This is a genomic window from Phycisphaeraceae bacterium, assembly GCA_019636735.1.
Lineage (GTDB): Bacteria > Planctomycetota > Phycisphaerae > Phycisphaerales > SM1A02 > VGXK01.
Genome location: JAHBWY010000002.1, coordinates 350,846 through 377,115, shown reverse-complemented (window position 1 = coordinate 377,115; position 26,270 = coordinate 350,846). Strand labels below are relative to the sequence as shown.

Sequence of the window (26,270 nt, the reverse complement as noted above, 5' to 3'; positions counted from 1 at the left end):
TCTCGCGGTCAGGAGACGGCGGCTCGCGCCCGCAGCACTCGATTGAATCCCTCGTGATCAGGAAGGACTTCCGCCTGAGTGAGGCCCTGTGTCTCTGCGGCGATATCGAGCGCGGCGTCGCGCTGCGCGTGACCGATCTCGACGAGCAGCAGCCCGCCAGGCTCAAGGTATGCAGGCGCCTCGGTCACGACGCGCCGCACCAGGTCGAGGCCATCGGCTCCACCTCGAAGCGCGAGCGGCGGCTCGTGCAATCGCACATTCGGCTCAAGGTCATCCCACTCCGAATCGGCGACATAGGGAGGGTTCGAGGCGATCAGGTGGAACTTGGAGTGATTCGGTGAAAGGGCCGCATAGAGATCGCCTTGGAGCAGCGTGAGGCGCTCCTCCACGCCATGCCGGCGCGCGTTCTCTCGCGCGAGGTCGAGCGCGTCCGGGGCGAAGTCGCTCGCGGTGATGGCCACGCTGAACCCCTTGGTGCGAAGCAGCGAGATGGCGATGCACCCGGTTCCGGTACAGAGGTCGAGCACACGAGAAGGCTCTGACGCGCCATCCGATGCGCCATGCACGGCGCGCAGATGCGTGATGGCTTCCTCCACAAGCCGCTCGGTGGCCGGCCTCGGAATGAGGGTCGCCGGCGAAACTCGGAAGGGCCGTCCGAAGAACCAGGCCTCGCCCACCACGAACTGGACGGGCTCATGCGCCACGACGCGGCGCACAAAGTCGCGCAGGAGCGCCCGCTCCTCGGCGCTCGCGGGCCGTTGCGGATCCATGTAGAGCCGCATGCGATCGCAACCGAGCGCCCGAGCAAGCAGCATCTCGGCACAGACCCGCGGGGCGTCAATGCGCTGACGCTCGAAGTGCTCGTGCATCCATCGAAGCAGGCGCGTCGTGGTCCAGGGCTCCTCCGTGTTCCTCACTGGCGCGGGTGCATCCATGCGATCTCCTGCCTGCGAGCGTAGTCGGGGAAACGGGTACACTGTTCGCCCCTTCCCTTCCCGCTCCCCGCTCCGCCGCTCCCAGTGCCATGCGTGCCATCGACCAGGACTTCCTCAAGGACCTCGCCGAACGAGCCAAGGCCTCCAAGGCCTTTGGCGCGATCGAACTCCAGGGCCCCCGACTTCGCTGCGCCGCCGCCGACGCAGCCGCTGAGGCGTGGTACTGCGTGGAGTTCCGCGACGATGCATGGCACCTGACGCTGGTCACTCCCGATCGATGGCTTTCCGAGTCGATCGAGTCTGACCTGATGCACACGGGCGATGCGATGGAGGAGCTCTTTGAAGAGGAACTGGTCGAGTTCGGTGTCGAGACCGTTCCTCCGCCGGTTCGTCACTATCGATCGGACGATCGCCTCTACACCTTCGATGTACGGCTGCCTGACGGCCACGATTCCGAACTCATCTCGCGCTACCTGCTGGCGTTTGAGGCGACCTTCCGGAATCTTGGCGATATGTCAGGCGCGGACGAAGAGGAGTGAACGTGGCATCCCTGCGGGTGCTCATGCTCGGATGGGAGTTCCCGCCATTCATCACGGGTGGCCTGGGAACGGCGTGCTATGGGTTGACCCGCGCGATGTCGCGCATGGGGATGGAGGTCACCTTCGTCCTGCCCAAGCAGATCGATCCGAGCTACGCCTCGCATGTTCGGCTCATCTCGCCGGGCGAGCCTCGCCCCGAGGACGCCGCGGGATTCCCGACGGCCGCGCCCTTTTGCGTGGAGCCGCAACCCGGCGCACCGGAGCCGCCGGGAGGTCTCCATGGCATTGATCGCTCCGCGTCGAGCGGAGTGACGGCCGAGGGCCGGCTCTCCATCCTCGGTCCGCTGGCGACACCTGAGCCGCGCCGCTCGGAGTCTTCGGTCTACGGGCCGGGTGGACTCTCGTCGCGTCTGGGTTCGCTCATCGCCGCGTCAAGACACCGGCGCCTGCTCCAGCACTCGCTTCGGGCCATGGACGCCGAGACGCTCGAACGCGAACTGGCGCTTTACGAGGCCGTCCCCGAAGCCTCGGCGGCACCAGCCTTCGACTCCGAGGCGGACATCACCCCGCCTCCCACGCGCTCCGACTACGAGGGCGACCTCATCGGTCAGGCGGAGCGCTACGCGCGCTTCTGCGCCAAGGTCTCGAAGACCCTCGACTTCGATGTGATCCACGCCCACGATTGGCTCACCTATCCCGCGGGACTCGCGGTCGCGCGACTGACGGGCAAACCGCTCGTCTGTCATATTCACAGCACCGAGTTCGACCGCTCCGGCGAGCATGTCAATCAGCCCGTCTACAACATCGAACGGCGGGGCATGCACGGCGCGGTGCGCGTCATCGCGGTGAGCATGCTCACCAAGAACCTCTGCGTGAACCGCTACGGCGTCTCACCGGACAAGATCGATGTCGTCTACAACGGCGTCGACCTCGATCCCCGCGCGGTCGGCATCGCAGGCATCGAGAAGGGCGATCGAATCGTCCTCTACTTCGGCCGCATCACCATGCAGAAGGGCCCGGAGTACTTCATTCAGGCGGCCAAGAAGGTGCTCGATGTCATGGACGATGTGAAGTTCGTCGTCGCCGGATCGGGCGATCAGGCGCAGCGCATGATCGAGATGGCCGCCGCGCTCGGCATCGGCTCCAAGGTGCTCTTCACGGGATTCCTGCGCGGCAAGGACATTCAGCGCGTCTTCAGCATGGCCGACCTCTATGTCATGCCGAGCGTGAGTGAACCCTTCGGCATCGCCCCCCTCGAGGCGATGAGCCATCGCGTGCCCGTGCTGATCAGCCGCACGAGCGGCGTGAGCGAGATCCTCGTGAATGCCCTCAAGTGCAATTTCTGGGATGTCAGCGACATGGCGAACAAGATCGTCGCCGTGCTGCGCTATCCGCCCCTTCAGAACACGCTCCGAGACCATGGCTACTTCGAGGTGCGCGGCATCAACTGGGATGGCGCAGCCCGGCGCTGCGAGACGATCTATCGCCGAGCCCTCGGTGCGATGAATCACGCGGCGCATTGAGCCCTCTGGCCTCGAACATGATGCCAGATCCGGAATTCAAGTCGCGGTTCGATCCACTCGCCCCCCTCGGGCGAACCTAGACTTCCGCCCTGCTCCAACCCCAATTTTTGAACGAGGAGACCACGATGACCGAGCGATCGAACCCCTCCCCGCGCCCGAACGGCGCTGTCGAGCCGAAGTGCCCCGTCCTCACGACTGCCAATGGCGCGCCCATCGGCGTGCAGCAGGCGCTGACCGCCGGCCCGCGCGGACCGCTGCTCATGCAGGATGTGGCGCTGCTCGAGCAGATGCAGCACTTCAATCGCGAGCGGATTCCCGAGCGCGTCGTCCACGCCAAGGGGTCTGGCGCCTACGGCACCTTCACCGTCACGAAGGACATCTCGAAATACACCCGGGCGTCGATCTTCAGCCGAGTCGGCAAGACGACGGAGCTCTTTCTCCGCTTCTCGACGGTGGCGGGCGAGCGCGGAGCCGCCGACGCCGAGCGCGATGTCCGCGGCTTTGCCGTGAAGTTCTACACCGACGAGGGCAACTGGGATCTCGTCGGCAACAACACGCCCGTCTTCTTTGTGCGTGACCCCTACAAGTTCCAGAACTTCATTCACACGCAGAAGCGTCACCCGCAGACGAATCTGCGCGACATGGATATGCAGTGGGACTTCTGGTCGCTCTGTCCCGAGGCGCTCCACCAGGTGACAATTCTCTTCAGTGATCGCGGCATTCCCGCGACCTACCGCCATCTTCACGGCTTCGGCAGCCACACCTATTCGCTCATCAATGCTGCGGGCGAGCGCGTCTGGTGCAAGTTCCACTTCAAGTCGAAGCAGGGCATTCGGAATCTCACCGATCAGGAGTCCGCGGAGCTCATCGGCCGCGACCGCGAGAGCCATCAGCGCGATCTCTTCGAGGCGATCGAGGGCGGCGACTTCCCGAAGTGGCGCGTCTGCATTCAGGTGATGACGCAGGCGCAGGCGGATGGATTCCACTGGAATCCCTTCGACCTGACCAAGGTCTGGCCGCAGAAGGAGTTCCCGCTGATTGAGGTCGGCGAGATGGAACTCAACCGAAACCCGAAGAACTACTTCGCCGAGGTGGAGCAGGCGGCGTTCAAGCCATCGGCGCTCGTGCCCGGCATCGGGCCGAGCCCCGACAAGATGCTCCAGGCGCGGCTCATGTCCTACGCCGACACGCATCTCCATCGGCTTGGCGTCAACCATCATCAGATTCCGGTGAATGCGCCGCGCTGCCCGGTGATGAACTACATTCGCGATGGCGCACAGGCCAATGCCGCGAACTACGGCTCGGCGCCGAACTACTGGCCCAACAGCCACGCTTCGGCGCCGAAGCCCGAGCCGACCTTTGCCGACCCCGCGTGGAAACTCGGTGAGACGATCGTCGATCGCTTCGACAGCACGTTCGATCACGACGACTACACCCAGCCGGGCAATCTCTACCGGATGTTCGATTCGGCTCATCGCGATCGCCTTGCCGCTCGCATCGCCGGCGCGCTCGGGCAGGCCCGCATGGAGGTGCAGTTGCGTCAGCTCTGCCACTTCTTCCGTGCGGACGAGGATTACGGCAAGCGAGTCGCGGCCGCCCTTGGTGTCGACCTGTCGGCCCTCGGCTCGGTGCCGGAGGCGGCGCACGCCTGACCGCCTGCGGCGGAATCGGGGCCATCGTCGCCGTCGGTCGGGAGATCGGCGGCGACGATGACTGACGCCGAGGAGTGACGGGGGCCCCCTTCTATACTTCCGCCTCCCATGGGTCTCTTCTCCAAGCGCAAGTCGCGCGCCACCGTCGCTCCCGCGCCACCCTCATCCGGATCCGCCTCGTCAGGATCCTCCTCGTTCGGCGCCGACTCATCCGACGGGCGTGGCGGGCGGGCCCTTGATGATCAGGACGGCCCATCGGGATCTTCGTCATCGCCCGTCTCGCGCCGGGGTCCGGCGCGCCTGGTCGAGAGTGAAGAGTCCGCCTTCACCAGCGAACTGCTCAAGGTCGGGCGAGAGATGCTCGACAGGGCTCGCGCGAATCGAAGCGGCTTCCTCAGCGCTGCGTTCTGGTCGGACAAGCTGATGGACTGGTCCATGAAGGATCAGGCCTTCAAGGTGCAACTCTTCCGCTTCGTTGATGCGTTCCCGATGCTGCGGACGCCGGAGCAGATTCACGATCACCTGGTCGACTCGATGAGTCAGCCGGGAGTGAATCCGCCGCCGGGCTTCGACCTCGGACTCAAGGCGGGCGGGCTTCTCAAGGGCATCGCGGCGCGAACAATCTCCTCCCAGATCACGGGCATGGCCGGGAAGTTCATCGCCGGCACCGACGCGGCGAGCGCGCTGCCGAAACTGAAGGCGATCCGCAAGGACGGCCTCGCCTTCAGCGTCGATCTGCTCGGAGAGGCGTGCGTCAGCGACGAGGAGGCCCGTGCGTATCAGGCGAAGTACCTCGATCTGATCGAGCATCTGCCGAAGGAAGTCGCCCGATGGCCCGCGAACGAGCGCCTCGATCGCGATCACCTCGGTGAGATTCCCCGCACCAATGTGAGCATCAAGATCAGCTCGCTCCACGCCCGGACCGACCCGATCGACACGGAGGGTTCGATCCGCGGGCTCATGGAGGGCCTCGCCCCGATTCTGAAGGCGGCTCGCACGCATGGCGTCTTCGTCAACTTCGACATGGAGCAGGCGTCACTCAAGGACCTGACGCTCGAGCTCTTCATGCGCTGCTGCGAAGCGGTGGACTTCCAAGCCGGTCTCGCGATGCAGGCCTATCTCCGCAGCGGCGACGACGACGCCGAAAGGATCATCGAGTGGTCGAAGCGCTCCGGTCGCCAGGTGACCGTGCGCCTGGTGAAAGGCGCTTACTGGGACTACGAGACGATCCATGCGGAACAGCAGGGTTGGCCCATTCCGGTCTGGAGCCGCAAGCATGAGACCGACGCCTGCTTCGAGCGCATGGCGGAGGCCATTCTCGCGCAGACTCCGCGCAGTGCGGGCGCCGGCGGCGTGAAGCTGGCGCTCGGCTCCCACAATGCGCGGAGCATCGCCGCCGCGCTCGCGTTGCTCCAGCGCTTCGATCTGCCGCGATCGGCGCTCGAACTCCAGATGCTCCACGGCATGGCCGACCAACTCAAGGCGGCGGCGGTCGAGCTCGACCTTCGTGTCCGCGAGTATGTGCCCGTCGGCGAGATGATTCCGGGCATGGCCTATCTCGTGCGACGGCTCCTTGAGAACACGAGCAACGAGAGCTGGCTCCGCGCGGGCTTCATGGACAACGCCTCTCCGGAGGAGCTGCTTCGCTCGCCGCATCGGCAGCGCGCTGCACCGGCGCATCCCCGCGCCACGCCGAAGGAGCACCATGCGCTCTCCCCCGCCGAACCGGGCATTGGCGACGAGCGGCCGTTCTTCACCGAGGCGGTCCGCGACTTCTCGAAGCGCGATCAGCGCGACGCATTCGCCGCCGCGATTGCCCGGACCAAGGTGCCGAAGGTGGCCAATGACACCACCGTGGAGCAGGCGAAGGCGGCGATGGCCACACTGCACGGGGCCTTTCCGAAGTGGCGCGACACGCCGTACAGGGAGCGAGCCGCGATCCTGACGCGCACCGCCGCAGCGATGCGGGCGCGGCGTGATGAACTCGCCGGCGTCATGATCCGTGAGGCGGGCAAGACCTGGCGCGAGGCCGACGCCGATGTCTGCGAGGCGATTGACTTCTGCGAGTACTACGCGCGGCTCGGGGCGAAGCTCTTCCGTCGGGAGCGTCTCGGACGATTCGTGGGTGAGCTTGATGAAGTGATTCACGAACCGCGCGGCGTCTGCACGGTCATCAGTCCGTGGAACTTCCCGCTGGCGATTTGCACCGGCATGACCGTGGCAGCCCTCGTCTGCGGCAACACGGTGGCGGTGAAGCCCGCCGAGCAGACACCCGGCATTGCTCGCCTGATGTGCGAGTTGCTCTGGGCCGCCGGCGCGCCGCGCGAGGTGCTCGCATTCCTGCCCGGTGCGGGCGAGACCGTCGGCGCCGCGCTCGTGCGGGACCCGCGAACGGCGATCATCGCCTTCACGGGCTCGAAGGCGGTCGGCCTCGACATCCTGCGGGTCGCGGGCGATACCTCGCCGGAGCAGCATCATGTGAAGCGCGTCGTCTGCGAAATGGGTGGCAAAAACGCCATCATCGTCGACGCGAGCGCCGATCTCGACGAGGCTGTCCTCGGCGTGCGTCAGAGCGCCTTCGGCTTCTCCGGACAGAAGTGTTCCGCATGCAGCCGTGTGATCGTCGTTGACTCGGCGCATGATCACTTCCTGCATCGACTCATCGAGTCGACCAAGTGCCTCTCGGTCGGCGACCCGATGCTGCCGGGCACCGATGTGGGCCCGGTCATCGACGCGGAGGCTGCGGAGCGCATTCGGCGCTTCATCGAACTCGGCGCCCGCGAGGGCAAGCTCGAAGTTGAACTCCCCGTGCCTGCTGGAGTCGCCGAGTCGGTCGGCAAGCCATTCGTGGGGCCCACGATCATCAGCGGCATTCGCCCCGAGCATCGCCTCGCCCATGAGGAGATCTTCGGCCCGGTGCTCGCGGTCATGCGCGTGCGTGATTTCGACGAGGCGTTGCAGGTGGCGCAAGGCACCATCTATCGACTCACCGGCGGCGTCTACACGCGCAAGCCGTCGCATCTCGAACGAGCCAAGCGCGAGTTCCGGGTCGGCAACCTCTACCTGAATCGGGGAATCACGGGCGCTCTCGTCGGTCGCCATCCCTTCGGTGGTGGCGGCATGAGCGGCGTGGGCACCAAGGCTGGCGGTGCCGACTACCTGCTTCACTTCGTCGAGCCCCGCGCGATGTGCGAGAACACGATGCGCCGCGGTTTCGCCCCCGGCCTCGAGTAGCGTCGGGATCGGCGATCACCGGGGCCGGCGGCAGCTTCCGCTTGCCTCAGGCGCTCGCGCCCGGTCGCCGACATCGGCGCTTCGATTGCGGCCTGACAGGCGCCGCCGGTCGCCTCAGGCGCTCGCGCCGACCGACGCGGGGGCTCCGAGTCGATCGAGCAGCCGATATTGGATCGCCTCCGCGACATGCTCGATCTGCACTTCATCGCTCTCCGCGAGGTCGGCGATGCTTCGGGCAACCCGGCGAATGCGGTCATGCGCCCGCGCGCTCAGGCCGAGTTGGTCGATCGCATCGCCGAGAAGCCTCTGCGCCGCCTCGGGTAGCGCGGCATGGCGGTCAAGCGCAGGTCCCCTCAGCCGGGCGTTGAGGAGCCCCGGCCCCTGCCGGCTCGCCTGCCGTGCCCGCGCCTCGGCCACCGCCGCGCGCAGCGCAGCGGAGTTCCTGCCCGGCCGCGATCGCGCCAACTCACGAAAGGGCACCGGAAGCACCTCGACATGAACATCGATTCGGTCAATCAGGGGCCCCGAGAGCTTCTCCATGTACTTCGCCTGCTCCATCGCGCCCTTCTCGCCGCGGGCGCGGTGACCGCGCGCCGTGGGGTTCATCGCGGCAATCAGCATCACCTCGGCGGGAAAGCGAATCGCGCCGTGGGCGCGGGCGATGGTGATGTGTCCATCTTCGAGTGGCTCGCGAAGGCTCTCAAGCACCGCCCGACCGAACTCGGGAACTTCATCAAGAAAGAGAACGCCCCGGTGCGCGAGACTCACCTCGCCCGGCCGCGGAATCGCTCCACCGCCGACCACGGCGACGGCGCTCGCCCCATGGTGCGGTGCCCGCACGGGTCGACGCACCACCATCGCGCCCGCCACAGCACCGGCGCGAACGCAGGAGTAGAGCCGCGTCACCTCGACCACCTCGTCCCGCGTGAGAGGCGGCAGAATTCCGGGAAGGGCGCGGGCCATCATCGTCTTCCCAGCACCGGCGGGACCGATCATGAGCGCGTTGTGACCACCTGCGGCCGCGACCAGCAGCGCCCGCTTGGCCGTCTCCTGCCCTCGCACCTCGGCGAAGTCGACATCCGCTTCCGCCGAGCGCACGGCAGCATCGACATCGACCGGCGGAAGCGGCTCGAGTGGGCTCTCTCCGCGGAGAAAGTCGATCACTTCGCGCAGCGAGTCGCATCCATACGCGTGGACCCCCTCGACGAGCACGGCCTCGCGCGCATTCACCATGGGCAGGCAGAGTGAGAGGCCTCGCTGCCGGGCATGAAGGGCGAGGCTGACTGCACCCTTGATTGGCCTCAGTCGGCCATCGAGGGCGAGTTCGCCTGCGAAGATGAAGCGATCGAGATCGGGCCGCGCCGCGGGCGCCTTCGTCCCGCGCACACCTGGAGGATCGAGGGCGCCCCCGCCGTGCAGCACGCCGACGGCCATCGGCAGGTCGTAGACAGGGCCCTCCTTCCTGAGATCGGCCGGCGCGAGATTGATCGTCAACCGACAGCGGGGCCACTCGAATCCCGTGTTCTCAAGGGCCGTCCGCACCCGATCGGCCGACTCGCGCACCGCCGTATCGGGCAATCCCACGATGGTGGTGCGCGGCAGGCCGCTTCCCGCGAAATCGACCTCGATCTCGCAGGGCTGGGCATCGACCCCCTGAAGGACGAAACTCTGGATCCGACTGATCACGCAGGCCCAATGTGCCATCGACAGGAGCGAACCATCGAAGATCCGCCCTTCTTTCCGACGAAGCGCCTCTTCTGACGACCGCCGAAAATCCCCTCTCCATAACGAATCGTCTCTCCCGACAGACACTTCGCGCTCCCGCGATTGCTCAGCCCGGAGCGTCACTCAACAACGGCACTCACCCGCGCGGCAGCGTCTCTCCCGACAGACACTTCGCGCTCCCGCGATCGCGCAGCCCGGGGCGTCACTCAACAACGGCACTCACCCGCGCGGCAGCGTCTCTCCCGACAGACACTTCGCGCTCCCGCGATCGCGCAGCCCGGAGCGTCACTCAACAGCGGCACTCACCCGCGCGGCAGCGCCAGCTCGAATCGAGCGCCGCCGATCGCACTTTCGCCGCAGTGCAGCGAACCGCCGAGGCTGTTCGCGAGTTCAAGCGAAATCGAAAGCCCGAGTCCCAGACCTCGCACCGAATCGCCGGGCCCCAGAGAGCCTCGGTCGAACGCACGGAAGACGCGCTCGCGCAGTTCCGGTGGCACCCCGGGACCATCATCATCGACGGAAAGCACCACGCTGCCGTTGCGGGCGACAGCGCTCACCTCGACCCTCGCATGCTCGCCCGCGTACTTGCAGGCGTTGTCGACGAGGTTGAAGAGAATCTGCCGCACGCGCGACGGATCGGCGAGCGCCTGGACATCACAGGTGCTGCGAGTCACGAGTTCGGCTCCCGCCTCCTCGCAGCGGCGTCGCAGCACCGACTCGGCGTCATCGAGCAGCGCCTTCGCCGGTACTGGGCGCGCCTCGGCGGCTCCTCTCCCCTCTTCGAGACGCGACCATGCCAGAACATTCTCGACCAGCAGGCCGAGGCGCGTCGACTCATCACGCAGCGTCCGCAGATACTCGCGCGACCGGACCGGATCATCGACCATCCCGTCGGCAAGCATCTCCGCGTAGAGACGGAAGGTAGTCAGGGGCGTCCGCAATTCATGGGTCACACTGGATGCGAAGCGACTGGTCTGAAGCGCCGAACGAATGGTCGCTCGCATGGCGAGTCCCGTGGCGCCGATCGCACTGATCGCGAGAGCCCAGACGACGGCCAGTCCCATCGCGACTCCCTGCCCCACCACGGGCACCGGCGCAGGGCTCGGTGGAGGGACGAATCGAACGGGAAGGCTCGCGAGAATCCCTCCGCCCGGAGCATCGCCGATCGCCACGGGCTCGAGCATCGCGCCCGGCGCCGGATAGAGGTCACGCACGCGCTCAAGAAGCTCCCTCCGCAGCACGGGCCAATCGACCACCGCGCCCTGAAGCCAGATCCGATCGCCAAGGGCGACCCGTCGGGCGAGCAGCAACTGCCCCGGCGGCGAGCCGAGCCAGAGCGGCACCATGGGTCCGATGTCCGCCATGCCTCCGGTCACCTCGAGCAGCTCCGGGTGCGAGTCGAAGAGCTGCGCCGTGAGCGCGTTGCCCGGCATGCCGTGGGTGCGTCGATAGGCCGACTCCGCCATCGATGCCGCGTCGCGCCTCGCCCGGAAGTCACGCACGGCATCGGCCGTCAGGCTCTGCGCCCGCTCGCCCCAGGGCCACACCGGATGCCCGCCGGAAGCACGCGGATCGCCCCCATCCAGCTCGAACGCCGACATCAATCGTGTCTCGGTGTCTTCGAGCTGAAGAAGGAGAAGCGTGCCATCATGCTGCATGGCGAAGGCGCGCAAGCGATCGGCCATCGATGGATCGGGCGGAAGCGGGACGCAGCCGATCAGCCCCTGCGCCACGATCTCAGGCGACGGGAGCTGCGGCGAAGTGAAGCCATCGCGATGGGTGAATTGCACATGCAGCGGCAGGAGCTCGCTGCGAAAGAGGAGCAGCGGACTCGGCACCACCACTTCACCGGCGGCCAGCGGCTCGCCAAGTCGATTGAGCGCGAGCGTCTCCGGGTAGTAGGACTGGTACTCGAACCAGGTGCGTGCGCTCTCGCGCGCAAGAATCGGCGCGATCCATGAATCCATGCGCCATAGCGCCAGTCGGAGCGTCTCCTGCTGCGCGACTTCGGCGCGGGCCATCGCCTCCTCGCGTTCGAGTCGCGCGACCTGCACGGAGATCCACCCGAGGCCCGCCAGAACCGCGCCGCTGCCGATCGCGTAGACGATCCACCAGGCTGTGCGTCGACTGCGTCTCATGGAGAGCGTCCGCTTCCGAGTGATCGTGGCCGAGGGTGATGCGCCGTACGACGGGAGCTCCCGCGGCCCATCCACCGTCCGTGGCTATCGCACGGTGATCTCACTCCCCAGACGATAGCCCTTCCCGCGCGCGGTGGCGATCCACTCGCTGCGAGCGCCCGCCGAGGCGATGCGTTCCCGGAGCCTCGCAATCTGCATGTCGACGGTCCGCGTTTCGAGATTGCGGGGGTCGAGACCCCAGACGACCTGGAGGAGTTCATCCCGTTCCACCACGCGCGTCCGATGGGCGGCCAAGTGGCGCAGAATGCCCACATCCCGCTCGGAAATTGAGCTCTCGCTCGCGGCTCGCTCGGAAGCTGGCGACGACACGGGCGCACCCTGACCATTGGACACTGCCTCCACGACCCGCCGGGCGAGGTCCACTGTCACGGCACCGTCACTGAGTTGCGTGACATCCAAAGGTCGGCCGGGAGAACGCCGCAGCACCGCCTCGACGCGCGCGAGCAGCTCCCGGAGTGAGAACGGCTTCACGATGTAATCGTCCGCCCCGAGTGAGAGTCCGGTGACCCGTTCATTCTCTGCGCCGAGCGCGGTCACCATGATCACAGGAAGCGTCGGGCGCGAAGCGCGGATCGCCTTGAGCGCGTCGAAACCCGATTGCTTGGGAAGCATGCAGTCAAGAATCACGAGGTCCGGCGCCGACTCGAGGGCCTGCGCCACGGCGGCTTCTCCATCCCCCGCTTCAATCGTCTGGTAGCCCTGGAACTCCAGAGCATCCACAAGTCCGCGTCGGATCGCGGCGTCATCTTCGACCACAAGAACTCGAGTCTGGCTCATGACGATTCTCTCTGAAGGTGCATGTGCATCCCCAGCACGCCTTGGCGCCGCGCGGGATGCTCGATCGCGCCCCCTTGGGCGCTCAAGTCGCCAAGGGTACCGGAGCGCGCATGAAAAGGCCCCCGCCGAAAGGTCGACGGGGGCGCGCTTGGAAGCCGGGCGAAGCTGACCTCGGAGGCGGCTCAGGCCGCGAAGCTTGAGCCGCAGCCGCAGGTGGTCGTGGCATTCGGGTTGTTGAAGACGAAACCACGGCCCATGAGCTCGTCCTTGAAGTCGATCGTGGTGCCGTTGAGATAGAGGTAGCTCTTCGGATCGCAGATCACGCGCAGGGTGAAGGACTCGGCCGAATGGGTGGCCGTGGCGGTCGCTCCGCCCTGGCTTGACGCCGCCGCCGAGGCGCTGACCGTGACTCCCGACTCCTTCTTGGCCACCGGAGCGAGGGCGAAGGTGTATTCCCACACCTCATCGTTGTCCTTCTGCACTTCGGTGAGATCGAGCAGATAGCTGAAGCCGGAGCAGCCGCCGCCCTTCACGCCCACGCGAAGGCGGATCTTCTCCGCGTCGAGCCCCTGCTGGCGGACGATCGAGGCGATCTCACGGACGGCGGTTTCGGTCACATTGACGGGCATGAATCGGTCCTTGAAAATTAGCGAGTGCGGACGGGGCGGGTGAAGAACACCCGCGAGTGAACTTGGGCCGACACCGCGGCCCGGGTGAGGCAGTCAGTGCGTGTTCGCGGCCTGCGGCTTCTTCGCCTCGGCGACGCCATTCTTCTTCTTCCAGTCGGCGATGGCAGTTCGGATCGAATCCTCGGCGAGCACCGAGCAGTGGATCTTGACCGGCGGAAGGCTCAGCTCTTCGACAATCTGCGTGTTCTTGATCGCGAGCGCCTCGTCAACCTGCTTGCCCTTGATCCACTCGGTGGCGAGGGAGCTCGACGCAATCGCCGAGCCGCAGCCGAAGCACTTGAACTTGGCGTCCTCGATGACGCCCTTGTCGCTTACCTTGATCTGGAGCTGCATGACATCGCCGCACTCGGGGGCGCCGACGATTCCGACGCCGACATCCTTGCGCGTCGCCACATCCTTGCTGGAGCCGAAACTGCCGACATTCCGCGGGTTGTTGTAGTGGTCGATGACCTTGTCGCTGTAGGCCATGGGTTCAGTCCTTCATGGTGCGGCCACGAGGGCCGGTGGGTGCGAGCGGAGAAACGAAGCTCAGTGGGCCTGCCACTGGATCTTCGAGATATCGATGCCTTCCTTGTGGAGATCGTAGAGCGGGCTCATGGTGCGGAGGTGGTTGACGGCCTTCACGATCCCGGCGATCGCGTAGTCGACCTCCTCCTCGGTGGTCCAACGGCCGAGCGAGAGACGCAGCGAACTATGGGCGAGTTCGTCTCCCACGCCCAGGCTCTTGAGCACATAGCTCGGCTCAAGACTGGCGCTGGTGCAGGCGGAGCCGCTGCTGCATGCGATGTCCTTGATGCCCATGAGCAGGCTCTCACCCTCGACGAAGCCGAAGGAGATGTTGGTGATGTGCGGCAGCCGACGCTCGGCGTGACCATTGACCTGCACCACCTCAAGCTTCGAGGCGAGCTCGCGCTCGAGCTTCTGACGAAGTCCGAGCAGGCGCTGGCCGTCGCGGTCCATCTCGGCGGCGCAGAGCTCGCACGCCTTGCCGAAGCCGACGATGCCCGTCACATTCAGCGTGCCGCTGCGCATGCCGCGCTCGTGGCCGCCACCATCCATGAGCGCCTCGAGGCGCACGCGGGGCTTGCGGCGGCGGACATAAAGAGCGCCGACCCCCTTGGGGCCGTAGATCTTGTGGCCCGACCAGCTCATGAGGTCGATGTTGTCCCGCTCGACATCGGTGGGCATCTTGCCGACCCACTGCGTCGCATCGGTGTGGAAGATGATCTCGCGCTCGTGGCAGAGTGCGCCGATCGCGGGAATCTCGTTGATGGTGCCGATCTCGTTGTTCGCCCACATGAGGGAGACGAGGATCGTGTCGGGGCGCAGCGCGGCCTTCACCATCGCCGCCGAAATGATGCCGTCAGCGCCGGGCTCGAGGAAGGTGACCTCGAAGCCCTCGCGCTGGAGTCGCTTGCACGGATCAAGGACCGCCTTGTGCTCAAGGACCGAGGTGATGATGTGGCCGCGTCCAGTCTGGCCGTCGCCGGCCTTCGCATACATGCGAGCGGCGCCCTTGATCGCCAGGTTGTTGCTCTCGGTCGCGCCGGAGGTCCAGATGATCTCCTTCGAACTCGCGCCGATCAGCGCGGCGGCCTGGTCACGCGCGGCTTCGACGGCGTCTTCCGCCTCCCAGCCGAACTTGTGATTGCGACTGGCGGCGTTGCCGAAGCGCTCGGTGAAGTAGGGAAGCATCGCCTCGACCACGCGCGGATCGCAGCGGGTGGTGGCGGCATGGTCCATGTAGATGGGAAGCTTGGGAGCCATAGGGGTGTCGTGCACTGAAAGGGAAGACTCTGAGAAAGGCCCCGAGGAGGCGCCTTGAACACTCGTACAGACGATTCGACGACCACTGTTCCAAGATTCCTTGGTCGCTGAGAATCGTTCTCAACGGGAGTATATGCATCGCCATGGAAACCGCGTCCTCTCGGCGGACTTCCACGGACCTTGGCTTCCGGATTTGAGCCCTGAACCGCGAATCGCGGCCATCCGTTGGGGCGGTAGTGTGACGGCCCATGGAGATCATCTCGGACCGTCGAGCGCTTCAGCGCTGGCCGAACGGCGCGCTCGTCCCGACGATGGGAGCGCTGCACGATGGTCACGCTTCGCTCATTCGAGAGGCGCGGCGCCGGAGGGTGGGTCCGGTGCTGGTCTCGATCTTCGTGAATCCGACGCAGTTCGCGCCGCACGAGGACTTCGCGCGCTATCCGCGCACGCTCGAGGCCGATTCGGTCGTTGCAAAGGCCGCCGGCGCCGATGTGATCTTCGCACCACCTCCGGAGGAGATCTACCCCGACGGCCCCGACGCCGCCGCACGCGCCGCGGAGCACTTTCCCCTGCCGCAGGCGGCGACGACGCCAGCCCTTGAAGATCGCATTCGACCGGGCCACTTCGGCGGAGTCTGTCTTGTGGTCGCGAGACTCTTCGAACTCGCGGCTCCGAGAGTCGCCATTTTCGGCGAGAAGGATTGGCAGCAGTGGCGGGTCATCGATCAGATGGCGCAGCGGGCGGCCGCCGACGCGCCGATTGAGAGCCCGCTTCGTCACCTCGAACTTTCTGTTGCGCCCACGGTGCGGGAGCATGACGGCCTCGCGATGAGCAGTCGCAACCGCTACCTCTCCGCCGAAGATCGCCGACGCGCGACGGCACCCTGGCGCGCGATCCAACTCGCTCGAGAGTTGAAGCACCTCGCGCTCACCGAGATCGAGGAGGCCATGACCAATCTGCTGGTCGCCGAGGGATTCGAAGTCGACTATGCGGTCATCCGTGAGGAGGACTCCCTGAACGCCCCGGGCGCGTCGACACCCGTCGAACGCCTGCGGGCGCTCGTGGCGGCCCGCGTCGGTGGCGTTCGGCTCATCGATAACGCTCCGCTGCACCCCCGGCACGGCGGCGATTCCATTGATCAGTCCATGGGAACAAGGGCGTAGGATGCCCGTGTTCCAAGGGTCGCTCCGGCCTCTGATGGGCCTGGCGACGCCGCTCACTCAAACTCTGGACGCCCACGCATGAGCCACTCCTTCCCCACGAGATTCTCCGGCCTCACCTCAATGCGTGGAGTCGCGTGCGCCCTTCTCTCCGTGGCGCTTCTGCCATCAGTCGCGCTCGCCCAGGGCGCCCCCGGGGGACGAGGACCGAGGACTCCAGGCTCGCTTCAGCGCGGCCCCGAAGACCCTGTCGCCCAGCCTCGATTCCAGCTTCGACTGGATCAGGCCGACCGCGCAGCGCTTGATCGGAACATCGGCTTCGCAATGCCGCCTGTGCCCGCCGACGGTGTCGAGTGGATCGGAAGTGAGCCGCTCTCGGTCGAAGCACTGCGAGGGCGGGTCGTGGTCATTCAGAGCCTCACGACACGAGGATCATGGCGCGGGTCCGTCGATCAACTGCGGACGCAGCTCAAGGATGTCAGCGAAGTACCAGTCGTCTTCCTTCTTCATGTGCCCGAGGCCGCGGACCAGGGACGACGACAGCTCGAGCCCGCCCTTGATGGGTGGATCGGCCTCATCGACTCGGACGGAAGTTTCTGCGACGAACTCGGAGTCTGGCGGAGACCCGTGAACCTCGTCGTCGACCGCAATGGCGCCGTTCGGTACGCGGGGCTCACTCCGGAAGGCGTTCGCGCCGCAGTCGAGCATCTCAACAAGGAGACGCGCGAATCCGATGCCGCTCCGCCTCCCGCGCGGCCGGCCGGCGACGCCCGCGTCGAGTTCCCCACCTTCCGCGACGCCGTAGGAAGCGCCGCTGACCGCCGGGGCACGCCGATGCCTGAATTCGTGATCGAATCGTGGATCACGGCCCAGCCGACCCCGGGCGATCGCCTGGTTGTCATCGACTTCTGGGCCACATGGTGCGGGCCCTGCATTCAGGCGATTCCCCACATGAACCAGCTCGCCGACCGCTTCGGTGCCGACGCCTGCATCGTCGGAATCTCGAACGAGAGCAAGTCGAAGTTCGAGCAGGGCTTCCGCGATCGCAAGCTGAAGGAGCGAGACTTCAAGTACGCCCTCGCCATCGATCCACAGGCGCGCCTCCAGGGCTTCTTCGAAGTGCGCGGCATCCCCCACTGCGTCGTCGTCTCTTCTGACGGAGTGGTCCGATGGCAGGGAGGCCCCAATCAGCTCACCAATGATGTGATGCAGAAGCTCATTTCCGCCAATCGCGAACTCGTCAAGGCGAAGAAGAGCGGCAGTTCGCCCGATCGAAGCTGGAAGCGATCGGCTCCTCCGCCGCGCCAGGGTGGTGGCGGGCGCGATGTCCGGCAGCGCTATTGAGATCCCCGGGGATGAAGATGAGAACGCGTTCCGGGCGCTCGTGACGGCGCTGATCTGTCCGCGTCACGCGTCGCGTCGAACGACACTCGCTGCGGCATCGGCCAAGAAGTCATGCGCCGGGCCCGGAGGCAGGAGCGACAGCCTCGCCCGAGCGCGGGCGACGAGGTCCATCGCCCGCTCACGAGCCCGATCGAGCGACCCGCTGGCCCGCATCGCCGCGAGCAGGCCTTGGACATCGCGCTGGGTCACGAGGGCGAGCGCCGCATCATGGCGGCGACGATCGGCCGAGGCTGCGCCGAGGTGGAGAATGACCGGCAGCGTGAGTTTTCCCTTGGCAAGGTCGCGGCCGAGACTCTTGCCGACGATGTCCGGATGGCCCTCGAGGTCGAGGAGATCATCCTGAATCTGGAACGCTACGCCAAGGTCGTGGCCGAAGTCGCCCAGCGCCTGACAGAGCGCTTCGTTGGCGCCGGAAAGCCTGGCACCAATGCGGCAGCAGGCGGCGACCAGTGACGCTGTCTTCCGACGCACGATGTCGAAGTAGCGCGACTCATCAAGGGCCAGATCGTCGCGATGCGCGAGCTGCACCAGTTCGCCCTCACACAGCGTGTTCGTGATTTCGCCGAGGGCCAGATTGATCCACGGCTCTCCCGCGCGGGAGCAGAGGTGGAAGGCGTTCGAAATGAGGTAGTCGCCGAGGATCACGGCCGTCTCATTCCCGCGGAGGCTGTTCACGGTGCGGCCCCGGCGACGGATCTCCGCATCATCGAGCACATCGTCGTGCACGAGCGTGGCCATGTGAATCATCTCGACGACGGCGCCGATCATTCGGTGACGCTCGGTGACGGCATCGGGGTCCGTGCCCCCGCGCGCCGCCATGCCGCTCAGGACCATGAGTGAAGGACGCAGCATCTTGCCGCGGTAGCGCTCGACATAGCGACAGAGCTCGTTGACCTCGGGGAGATCACTGACAAGTTGCTCATCGAAGATGCGCTCGACCTGACCAAGCTCTTCGGCAAGGCGAGCCGCCACCCAGGCGTGGGCGGCGGTGGCTTCCTGGCCGAGCAGCGACGGGCGGGTCATGAGCGGAATGATAGGAGGCCCCGCGTCGGCAATGTCGCTCCCCATGCGGCCAATGGTGGCTCCGAGGGTTCGAGGACTGCGTCGGCGTATGACGACCTGCGGCTGCGGCTACCGCTCCGCCACGATGTAGGCGATCCAGCCGGCGCAGGGCTCCCCGCGATCGCTCGGCTTGAAGACACCATTTCCTTCGCCGCTTCGTCGCTCGGTCCCTTCCCAGTAGACGGTGCTGCGGCTGAAGCCTGCTTCGGCGAGGACCTCTCGGATTTCCGCGAGCGTCCAGAGGCGCCAGTCATAGGTGAACGCCCGCTTGATCTCGCTGCCGTCGGGGAATCGGAAGTGGATGTGATTGACCACCTCGTTGGTGATGGGATTGACCATCGCCTGGTCCCACACATAGGTGAAGCCGTCGAGGTTGCGCTCCTCTTCCATGACCGACCAGCTCTCATACCCACCGTACGCATCGAGGATGAGCACGCCGTCGCGCACCAGCGCCTTGTGGGCGTTGGCAAAGTAGCGCCGCAGGGCCGCGCGGCTCTTGAAGACGAAGTAGCTGAAGTTGAGCGCGACGACGACATCGACCGATGGACCGCGAAAGGTGGCGGCGTCAGCCTGCGCCAGTCGGATGCGCCCCAGCTCCTCGGCGGTCCGCTCACCAGCGCGGTGACGCTGCCCCCACGCGAGCACTTCTGGGTCGAGGTCGATCCCGATCGCTCGATGCTGCGGATTCCGACGCACCCACTCGGCGGCCAGCGCAAAGCTCGCCGCGAAGTCCTCGCGCAGTGTCACCGGCGCACGGCCGCGAAGCTTTCGAAAGACGCGCTCAATGAAGTCCGCCTCGTTGTCGGGACTCTGCACTGCCAGTTCGTAGAGCTCGCGCGGATCGGAGTTCGAGGCATTCCGCCAGGCGCGGCGCGGCGAGCGTTCACTCTTGCGCCGTCGAGATGCTCTCGCCTTGGGCGCCTTCGAAGTCCGCTCGGTCGGGCGTGCGCTCGCGGTCGACTCTGCCGCACCCGGCGCGCGTCGCGACTTCGCCGTCGAGGTCCGACGCTTCGGCGTGGCACTGCGAGTCCCCGCCGCCGAGGGCCTGGACTTGGAACGAAGTGGCGGACGAGGTGAAGCAACAGCCGTGGCGGAATTCGACATGGAACGGTGATGGTAACGAAGCGCCGCGGCCCCTTCAGGCCGTCGGACGGTCCGCCGGACCCGCCGGGGGCGAGGCCTTCCCTCCGGGTGTTCGCATGGCGCGTCGCAGCGCGGCGCGACCGATGAGACTGATGGCGCCGAGGCAGACGGCCATGATCACCACGCCGACGAAGGCCATTCCCAGTCCCTTCTCACGGACAAGCGACTGGATGTCCTCGGCGTGACTGGCGCCCTCGGCGGCGATCCAGCAGGCGACTGCGGTCCGGGGCGCCATCCCGATCGCCGTACCGATCAGGTAGGGCCAGAGTCGGACGCCGCTCGCGGACATCGCCAGATTCGTGAGCGCAAATGGCGAGTTCGGCGGCACGCGAAGCAGTGTCACGATGAGGAGCGTGCGCCAATAGCCCTCATTGACGAGCGCTTCGCGCACCACGCGTGCCTTGGGCTTGGAGTCAAGCCAGCCCTCCACGCCCTTCCCCGCCACGAGTCGGGAGATGCACCACCCCACGAAGGCGCCACCCACGAAGCCGATGATCGACGCGGTGAAGCCGCGGGTGAATCCGAAGGCCCAGCCGCCGAGGATCGCCTGGGCATAGGTCGGCAGCATGCCCGTGCCGGCGGCCAGAATGAACACCGCGACGAAGATCACGATCCCACGGTCGGGATCGGAGCGGAGCCACTCGGAGAACGGCCCGAGGTACGCCAGCAGAACAAAGCCCCACAACGGCGGAGTCGTTCCCCAGAGCACCGCAAGGACGCTTGTGGCGAAGAGGCGCTTCGATCGCTTGGTTCGAAGGACTGTGCTCATCGGTGTGCAGCGGACCGGGTGTTCGCCAGATTCGCAGGCGCGGACGCACGCTACACGGCGGCGCCGGGCGTGTCGACCGGGCGGCCAGACAGCGGCCAGCGGAACCCTCGGCCTCGCGCGCCGGCGCCATGGTCAGAGCAGCAGGGAACTGACCGCTGCGATCGCGGCGTAGACCAGCATGGGGGCGACCGTGAGTCGTAGAATCGATGCGACACTGCCGTCGAGCGCATCGGGCTCCGCCCCGCCGGCGGGCCGGTCGCGCAGGCCGACCACGGCCGCCACCGCAACGATGTTGTGGATGCAGATCATGTTCCCGAGCGAGCCCCCCACGGTCTGAAGCGCAAGCACCGTGGTGAGCTCCAGGTCGAGCGTCCCGGCGATCGCCGCCTGGACCGGCGCGAAGGTGAGGTTCGAGACCGTGTTTGATCCGGAGAAGAACGCTCCGAGCGCTCCGAGCAACGAGGCGACCTGGAGCCACGAGGATCCCGCCGCGAGCGCCATGGCATGTCCGATCGCCATGACCGGCGCGGCTGCTCCGCCCAGCATCATCACCTTCACGAGCACGAGCGCGCCGACGAGCGCAACAGCCGGCCGCACGAGGCGCGACACGGTGTCGCGCCACGCTGTGGCGACAGCCTCGCGCCTCATACCGAGCAGCGGAATGGCCATGAGCGACACGGCCACGAATGGCAGCAGGAATGGAACGAACAGAAGCGGCATCTGCCACGCGGCGTCGGTCCCCAGAATGTGACGCAGTCCCACCACCAGCCCGGGTGTGACCCACCCCGTTCCCGCGATCCCGAAGTCGATCTCTGCGGCGGGACTGTCGGCGGTGAGCGGGGTGCGAAGTCCGAACGCCTCGATGCGCGTCAGCGCGAGCAGCACGACGACGGCGATCAGCGGCGTCGCCGCTCGGAGTGTTCCGAAGCGCCTCTCAGCCCTGGCATCGGCGGACTTCGGGGTCGCCACGGTGGCGGTGGTCGAGAGCCCGAACTGTCGGCGGGCGAGCGCGCCACCGAGGATGGTGCCGCAGAGGCCTCCCGCGATCGACGGGAACTCATACGAGAACAACGCCATGACCGTGTAGGGCACCACGGTGGCGAGCGTGACCGCAAGCGTGAAGCCGAGCGACCCGCGAAGCGTCCGCCACGGAAGGACGACACGAAGCGCGAGAATCGGGATCACGAGCGCCGCCACCGCGTTCACGGCAGCCGCCTTGCGCCCGATGGCGAGCAGCTCGCCGGGGCCGAGCCCGAGCTCGCCAAGACCGAACCAGATGGGTGTGCCGACGGCGCCGAACGAGACCGGCACGCTGTTCATGATGAGACACATGGCCGCCACGCGCACGGGCGGAAACCCGAGACCGACGAGGATTGGTGCCGCCAGAGCCGCCGGCGCACCGAAGCCGCACAGACCCTCGATGAGGAACGAGAAGCTCCAGCCGACGAGCATGAGCTGCGCAACGGGATGCGGGCTCAGGGCGCGGATGCGCTGGGTCAGCTCGCGCATGGCGTCCGAGGCCTCCATTGTCTTGAACAGGAGCACCGCGCCGAAGACGATTCCAATCGGGGTGAGCGCGGAGAGCGCGCCATCGATGACGGCGGCGTTCACCAGGCGCCCAACCGAAGTGGAGCCCGGAAGCGCTCCACTGGCGGTCGACCCTGCCCTGAACCAGATCCACTGGAGGGCGTAGGCCAACCCTGCCGCCGCCGGAAGGGCGACATGGGCCGGCAGGGGAAACCACCGCCGCGGCCTGGCGACGGTCATCGCCGCGACCAGCAGGGCGAGCGGGAGGATGGCCATCGCCAGCGTCATCGTGACCCATGGGTGCCTGATCGACGGTCAGATCGAGCCGGCGGCAAGGGTAGCGGCCGAGCGCTTCGACTGATCGCTCGCAGGAGAGACGCCTGCCTGCGGAGGCACGCATTGGCGACATCTGCAACGAGGCCGTTCCCAGACCACCGCTCCGCGTCTCCCGTTCACTCGGCGTTTTCCGGGGGCTCGGAGGCGAGGAGCCATGGGGAACGGCCAGCGGAGTGCGCTTGATCCGGGACGGCGTCAGGCCGCACCTCCGCAGGTAGCGAGTGTGAGTTCACCCCCGCCCATGGACTCCTGATCATGCGCTTCTGGCCACTTGGCGTCGCGGCACTTGCGACGATCATCTCTCTTTCGACGATGGCTCGCGGAAGGGTGGAGGAATCCGCACCGACCAGCCGCGTCGCCATCTGTGTGGTATCGACCAACGAAGAACTGATGATCGCCCGGCTCACGGCGGAACGGATCGTCCACAGTCCGCACGGCGTCGGCGCATGATCGCCGCGCTCCGGCGCGGTTGATGCGCGGAATGTCATCCACACTCGGCCACCGCCGTCAATCCCACGCAGTGCGGACCGCGCACGCCACGCAAGGCAAGATCACGGCGCCAGGGACCGCAGGGTCCGATGTGCCTTCGCCATGGCGAAGAGTGCCGGCTTGAGGTGTGGATGGCTCCACCCAACCACGGCCAGACCCCTGATCCAAAGCGGCCCAGAGCGGATCACCTTCCAGAGGGCCGGATCGCCCGCCTCGAGAAGTGTCGCCGCGTCAACGAGCGACATTGTCTGCCATGAAGTCACCTGCGGCGCTGGTGCGATCGGCGCCGGCTGGCGCAGCCCATCTGGGCGGCGGCGCTCCACTGCAAGGCGACTGGCGAGAATGTCGATCAGGCCGCCTCTCTCCGCCCCGCAGAGCGTGGCCACCCAGACTCGAGCGCGTCGTTCTTCGGGCGACATGGCGTCCCACCACCGATCCGCGGCACTGACGAAGATCCCGATCGGGCGTCGTCCCTTCGGAACATCGGACATGATCGACGCATAGACGGCCACGGCCTCGTCGAGCCTTCCGCGCGACTCGAGGAATTGTCCGTACTCCAATCGCAGGGGATGGGCCCGTACGGCCGCCCGGTAGATCGCCTCAGCCTCCTCGTCGCGTCCTTGCGCCGCGAGCACCCCGGCGGTCACCCGTGCCGTGCCACCGAGTCGGTTTGCCAGGACCTCTGCGGCGAATTCGTCCACGATCCGCTCGGCAAGCGCAATGTCGCCGCAGTGTCTTGCGGCATCGGCGAGATAGAGCCGAAGCACTTCCATGGAGGGGTGGGCGCGGACCGCCTCGCGAAGGCGCGGATAGGCTCGAGCGGGTTCGCCGCTGGCCAACAGCATGACGCCGAGGGCGCCATCCACGAACGGATCGGGCGGTGAGTGGACGGATCGCCTGGCCTCGAATCGGTCGAAGGCGGCGATGGCCTCATCCACCTCGGTCTCCAGGTAGGCGCGGAGTCCAACCAGTCGATCATCGTTCGCATACTGCGCCGGAATCGGCTCGCCGGCCAGGGCCGCTTCGACCACCTCCAGTTCCGCTCGGGCGTCGCGGTTCCATGGTGACCAGAAGAGCGCCGCGCGGAGTTGATCGCGGGCCGAGTGGACACTTTCAGGCACGAGCGTCCTGAGCGGCCGACTCCCGTCTACCCCCGGATCGTTGTAGAACGCGCTCGAGAAGATCACGAGGATGGTGCTCTGATTGAGGAGCGAGCGATGGGCATTGGTCCGATGCTGGTCGACCCATCCGGGAACCAGGAAGAGTCGCACGCCCACCGCCGAAAGAAGCAGTCCGGCCAGGACGGCACCGACGGATGCGGAGATCAGCACACCACGACGCCGTCGAGCGAGTTTCACCGCCCGGGTCAGCAGCCCGTCCCTCTTCGCCAGGATCGGTCGATGCGTGCGAACGCGCACGAGGTCGTCCGCGAAATCTCGCGCCGTCTGGTAGCGGCGCGTCGGGTCAGGGTCCATCGCCTTGGCGATCACCGTCGCCATGTCGCGAGGGATCTTCGAGTTCAGGTGTCTGAGCGGAGGCGCGCTGCCGCCCTCGATCTGGGCTCGAAGCCGCACCGGGTCATGGCCCTCGAAGGGCGGCTGAAGCGCCGCGGCGTGATAGAGCGTGGCGCCGAGAGAGTAGATGTCACTGCGGCGGTCAATCCGCTCGGCATCGCCGCACAACTGTTCGGGTGAGGCATACGCGGCCGTGCCGATGAACTGACCCTGGCTGGTCAGCGTCGCGTCCGTCTCCCTCGCCAGGCCGAAGTCCCCCAGCAGCGGGGTGCGACTCTCGCGGATGAGAATGTTCGAGGGCTTCACATCCCGGTGAATGAGACCCGCCGCATGCACCGCGGCGAGGGCCTTCGCGATCGAGACTCCCAGATCGCAGACGAGGGCCCAATGGGACTCCGCCGCCTCGCCCTTCGTGCGAGCGCCGCCCCGCTCCCTGCGGCACTCCTGGATCCACTCCGCGAGCGTCGGCCCATCGATCCACTCCATGGCGAAGGCCTGCACGGACTCGGAGACGACCACATCATGGATCGCCACGATGTTGGGGTGCGAGAGGCGCGCCACGGCACGAACCTCGTCACGGAAGCGCTCCCTGGCCCTTGGCGAGACGGCATGCGAGGACGGCAGGACCTTGAGAGCGACCAGGCGGTCGGCCAGCCGGTGCTGGTGGGCAAGGTAGACCGTGCCCATTCCGCCGCGCCCCAGGACTCGCAGAAGCGTGAACCCCGGCACATCAGGCATGGGCTCGAGAGGGTCGGATCGAATCCGGCGCGCAAGCTCGATGAGGCCCTGGACGCGACCGATGAGCCGCGGCTGACCACGGCACAGCAGGTGCGCGTCGAGTGTCTCCCCTTCCTCCAATCCACGAATGATGCGATCGAAGACCTCGTCGAGGAACGATTCGTCTTCAGAAGGCGATGAGGTCGGCGCCATAGGAGTGACAGGAGCCCCGCGGCCCTTCCTTCAACTACCCGGAGAGTTGTCGTGTGCGCCGCCAAACCCGGGACTCTGGCCGGTGGCCGCGTCGGGCGCCGTGTCGCGTTCCACGGGGGGAGAGCCAGCCGGGGCCATGGATGTGACTGGCGCACTGTGCGAACGAAGCGCGAGGCGAAGGCCGGATGCGTACAAGGCAGCGCCCCGTCTGAAGCGATGCCGGACCGCCGAGATCCCGATGTGAAGCCGCTCAGCGATCTGCTCAACCGGAAGCTGCTCGATCAGTCGCAGACGAACCACCTCCTGGTCTTCATCGGAGAGCGCGGCAAGCGCGGAGCGGATCGCCCCCGCCCGCTCCCGCAGAATGGCAACGCGACTCGGCGTGTTCGAATCGGACACTCCCGGTCCGTCGACACATTGCAGATCGATGCGCTTCCGCCATGGCGGTGCGTGGACGGGAGGTTCGTCGGAGCCATGGTCTCCTCCTCGCTTGAGCGCCGCGTAGTAGTCCGCCATGTCCCGGATTCGATTGTCGATCACGCTCAGGATCCAGTTTCGAAACGCTCGCCTCCCCCGCCACTCACAACGGTGACGATCGCGCCAGGCATGCAACATCGCCTCCTGCCAGACATCGTCCGGCGAGCACATCGTCTTCAGCGCCGTGGACATCCGCGACTCGATCACGAGGAGGAGCGCCGGGGGATCGATCGCCTCGATCGCCTGATCCCACTCGTGAACGGTCCATTCACCTCGAGGTTGCTCCATGGCCACACCACGCTCCACTGACGGCATCCACACCCACCGCACACAGCGTCCGCCCCCCTTCATGGTAGTGGCAGGACCACCCAGCCCAAAGCCCTGCTCGAAGTCGCGTCGAACTGAGTCCGTCACGCCGCG

The 26,270-nt window shown here is 66.6% G+C and carries 19 protein-coding genes and 1 pseudogene; 7 read left to right on the top strand and 13 right to left on the bottom strand.

The window, feature by feature from the left end; all coding sequences use genetic code 11:
- Nucleotides 1–8: 8 nt before the first annotated feature.
- The gene (prmC, locus tag KF724_03660; GenBank protein MBX3354777.1) at nt 9–935 is read right to left on the bottom strand and encodes a peptide chain release factor N(5)-glutamine methyltransferase; all 927 of its coding nucleotides are present in this window, start codon (nt 933–935) and stop codon (nt 9–11) included.
- A gap of 89 nt (nt 936–1,024) precedes the next feature.
- On the opposite strand from prmC, the gene KF724_03655 reads away from it, so the two are divergent.
- From KF724_03655 to KF724_03640, 4 genes are all read left to right on the top strand, one after another.
- The gene (locus tag KF724_03655; GenBank protein MBX3354776.1) at nt 1,025–1,474 is read left to right on the top strand and encodes a hypothetical protein; all 450 of its coding nucleotides are present in this window, start codon (nt 1,025–1,027) and stop codon (nt 1,472–1,474) included.
- 2 nt (nt 1,475–1,476) lie between these two features.
- Nucleotides 1,477–2,997 (top strand): glycosyltransferase, encoded by a 1,521-nt coding sequence (locus KF724_03650; GenBank protein ID MBX3354775.1) that lies wholly within the window; start codon nt 1,477–1,479, stop codon nt 2,995–2,997.
- A 125-nt stretch (nt 2,998–3,122) separates the two neighbouring features.
- Entirely contained in the window at nt 3,123–4,649 is a 1,527-nt protein-coding gene (locus KF724_03645) for a catalase (GenBank protein ID MBX3354774.1), read from the top strand.
- Nucleotides 4,650–4,757: 108 nt separating this feature from the next.
- Nucleotides 4,758–7,883, top strand: a complete 3,126-nt coding sequence (locus KF724_03640) for a proline dehydrogenase family protein (protein MBX3354773.1) — start codon at nt 4,758–4,760, stop codon at nt 7,881–7,883.
- A 114-nt stretch (nt 7,884–7,997) separates the two neighbouring features.
- Here the strand turns inward: KF724_03640 and KF724_03635 are convergent, their stop codons facing one another.
- The 6 genes and pseudogenes from KF724_03635 to KF724_03610 all read right to left on the bottom strand — a co-directional run bounded on the left by KF724_03635 (nt 7,998) and on the right by KF724_03610 (nt 15,039).
- Nucleotides 7,998–9,569, bottom strand: a complete 1,572-nt coding sequence (locus KF724_03635; protein ID MBX3354772.1) for a YifB family Mg chelatase-like AAA ATPase — start codon at nt 9,567–9,569, stop codon at nt 7,998–8,000.
- Nucleotides 9,570–9,910: 341 nt separating this feature from the next.
- Nucleotides 9,911–11,746 (bottom strand): HAMP domain-containing histidine kinase, encoded by a 1,836-nt coding sequence (locus KF724_03630; protein MBX3354771.1) that lies wholly within the window; start codon nt 11,744–11,746, stop codon nt 9,911–9,913.
- An 84-nt stretch (nt 11,747–11,830) separates the two neighbouring features.
- Nucleotides 11,831–12,583, bottom strand: coding sequence for a response regulator transcription factor (locus tag KF724_03625; protein ID MBX3354770.1), 753 nt, complete (start codon nt 12,581–12,583; stop codon nt 11,831–11,833).
- A 182-nt stretch (nt 12,584–12,765) separates the two neighbouring features.
- A pseudogene (locus KF724_03620) lies at nt 12,766–12,912 on the bottom strand (iron-sulfur cluster assembly accessory protein).
- 393 nt (nt 12,913–13,305) lie between these two features.
- Nucleotides 13,306–13,740 (bottom strand): Fe-S cluster assembly scaffold IscU, encoded by a 435-nt coding sequence (iscU, locus tag KF724_03615; GenBank protein ID MBX3354769.1) that lies wholly within the window; start codon nt 13,738–13,740, stop codon nt 13,306–13,308.
- A gap of 60 nt (nt 13,741–13,800) precedes the next feature.
- Nucleotides 13,801–15,039, bottom strand: a complete 1,239-nt coding sequence (locus KF724_03610; protein ID MBX3354768.1) for an IscS subfamily cysteine desulfurase — start codon at nt 15,037–15,039, stop codon at nt 13,801–13,803.
- Nucleotides 15,040–15,287: 248 nt separating this feature from the next.
- On the opposite strand from KF724_03610, the gene panC reads away from it, so the two are divergent.
- Both panC and KF724_03600 read left to right on the top strand, forming a co-directional pair.
- Nucleotides 15,288–16,202 carry a pantoate--beta-alanine ligase gene (gene panC / locus KF724_03605; protein ID MBX3354767.1) on the top strand — a complete coding sequence of 305 codons (915 nt, stop codon included), beginning with the start codon at nt 15,288–15,290 and terminating at the stop codon, nt 16,200–16,202.
- Between the two features lie 78 nt (nt 16,203–16,280).
- Nucleotides 16,281–17,543 (top strand): TlpA family protein disulfide reductase, encoded by a 1,263-nt coding sequence (locus tag KF724_03600; protein MBX3354766.1) that lies wholly within the window; start codon nt 16,281–16,283, stop codon nt 17,541–17,543.
- A 63-nt stretch (nt 17,544–17,606) separates the two neighbouring features.
- Here KF724_03600 and KF724_03595 read toward each other — a convergent pair whose 3' ends face one another.
- On the bottom strand, nt 17,607–18,626 hold the full coding sequence (locus tag KF724_03595) for a polyprenyl synthetase family protein (GenBank protein MBX3354765.1): 1,020 nt from the start codon (nt 18,624–18,626) through the stop codon (nt 17,607–17,609).
- A gap of 108 nt (nt 18,627–18,734) precedes the next feature.
- Nucleotides 18,735–19,481 (bottom strand): class I SAM-dependent methyltransferase, encoded by a 747-nt coding sequence (locus KF724_03590; protein ID MBX3354764.1) that lies wholly within the window; start codon nt 19,479–19,481, stop codon nt 18,735–18,737.
- A gap of 73 nt (nt 19,482–19,554) precedes the next feature.
- Here KF724_03590 and KF724_03585 point away from each other — a divergent pair, with 73 nt between their 5' ends.
- The gene (locus KF724_03585; GenBank protein ID MBX3354763.1) at nt 19,555–19,779 is read left to right on the top strand and encodes a hypothetical protein; all 225 of its coding nucleotides are present in this window, start codon (nt 19,555–19,557) and stop codon (nt 19,777–19,779) included.
- A 24-nt stretch (nt 19,780–19,803) separates the two neighbouring features.
- On the opposite strand, the gene KF724_03580 is transcribed toward KF724_03585, so the two are convergent.
- The 4 genes from KF724_03580 to KF724_03565 form a co-directional block, all read right to left on the bottom strand.
- Nucleotides 19,804–20,577, bottom strand: a complete 774-nt coding sequence (locus tag KF724_03580; protein MBX3354762.1) for a TVP38/TMEM64 family protein — start codon at nt 20,575–20,577, stop codon at nt 19,804–19,806.
- 132 nt (nt 20,578–20,709) lie between these two features.
- Nucleotides 20,710–22,380: an L-lactate permease gene (locus KF724_03575; protein ID MBX3354761.1), complete on the bottom strand. Its 1,671-nt coding sequence runs from the start codon at nt 22,378–22,380 to the stop codon at nt 20,710–20,712.
- Between the two features lie 611 nt (nt 22,381–22,991).
- Complete coding sequence (locus KF724_03570) at nt 22,992–25,373, bottom strand: protein kinase (protein MBX3354760.1); 2,382 nt, start codon at nt 25,371–25,373, stop codon at nt 22,992–22,994.
- Between the two features lie 30 nt (nt 25,374–25,403).
- A complete protein-coding gene (locus tag KF724_03565; protein MBX3354759.1) occupies nt 25,404–26,201 on the bottom strand; it encodes a sigma-70 family RNA polymerase sigma factor in 798 nt (265 codons plus the stop codon).
- Nucleotides 26,202–26,270: the final 69 nt, after the last annotated feature.

What these genes read in the sequence shown, in the direction of transcription:
- KF724_03575 (MBX3354761.1), bottom strand. Translation starts at nt 22,380, where the DNA reads ATGGCCATCCTCCCGCTCGCCCTGCTGGTCGCGGCGATGACCGTCGCC.
- KF724_03625 (MBX3354770.1), bottom strand. Translation starts at nt 12,583, where the DNA reads ATGAGCCAGACTCGAGTTCTTGTGGTCGAAGATGACGCCGCGATCCGA.
- KF724_03610 (MBX3354768.1), bottom strand. Translation starts at nt 15,039, where the DNA reads ATGGCTCCCAAGCTTCCCATCTACATGGACCATGCCGCCACCACCCGC.
- KF724_03645 (MBX3354774.1), top strand. Translation starts at nt 3,123, where the DNA reads ATGACCGAGCGATCGAACCCCTCCCCGCGCCCGAACGGCGCTGTCGAG.
- KF724_03595 (MBX3354765.1), bottom strand. Translation starts at nt 18,626, where the DNA reads ATGACCCGCCCGTCGCTGCTCGGCCAGGAAGCCACCGCCGCCCACGCC.
- panC (MBX3354767.1), top strand. Translation starts at nt 15,288, where the DNA reads ATGGAGATCATCTCGGACCGTCGAGCGCTTCAGCGCTGGCCGAACGGC.
- KF724_03655 (MBX3354776.1), top strand. Translation starts at nt 1,025, where the DNA reads ATGCGTGCCATCGACCAGGACTTCCTCAAGGACCTCGCCGAACGAGCC.
- KF724_03630 (MBX3354771.1), bottom strand. Translation starts at nt 11,746, where the DNA reads ATGAGACGCAGTCGACGCACAGCCTGGTGGATCGTCTACGCGATCGGC.
- KF724_03600 (MBX3354766.1), top strand. Translation starts at nt 16,281, where the DNA reads ATGAGCCACTCCTTCCCCACGAGATTCTCCGGCCTCACCTCAATGCGT.
- KF724_03640 (MBX3354773.1), top strand. Translation starts at nt 4,758, where the DNA reads ATGGGTCTCTTCTCCAAGCGCAAGTCGCGCGCCACCGTCGCTCCCGCG.
- KF724_03580 (MBX3354762.1), bottom strand. Translation starts at nt 20,577, where the DNA reads ATGAGCACAGTCCTTCGAACCAAGCGATCGAAGCGCCTCTTCGCCACA.
- prmC (MBX3354777.1), bottom strand. Translation starts at nt 935, where the DNA reads ATGGATGCACCCGCGCCAGTGAGGAACACGGAGGAGCCCTGGACCACG.
- KF724_03565 (MBX3354759.1), bottom strand. Translation starts at nt 26,201, where the DNA reads ATGAAGGGGGGCGGACGCTGTGTGCGGTGGGTGTGGATGCCGTCAGTG.
- KF724_03570 (MBX3354760.1), bottom strand. Translation starts at nt 25,373, where the DNA reads ATGGCGCCGACCTCATCGCCTTCTGAAGACGAATCGTTCCTCGACGAG.
- iscU (MBX3354769.1), bottom strand. Translation starts at nt 13,740, where the DNA reads ATGGCCTACAGCGACAAGGTCATCGACCACTACAACAACCCGCGGAAT.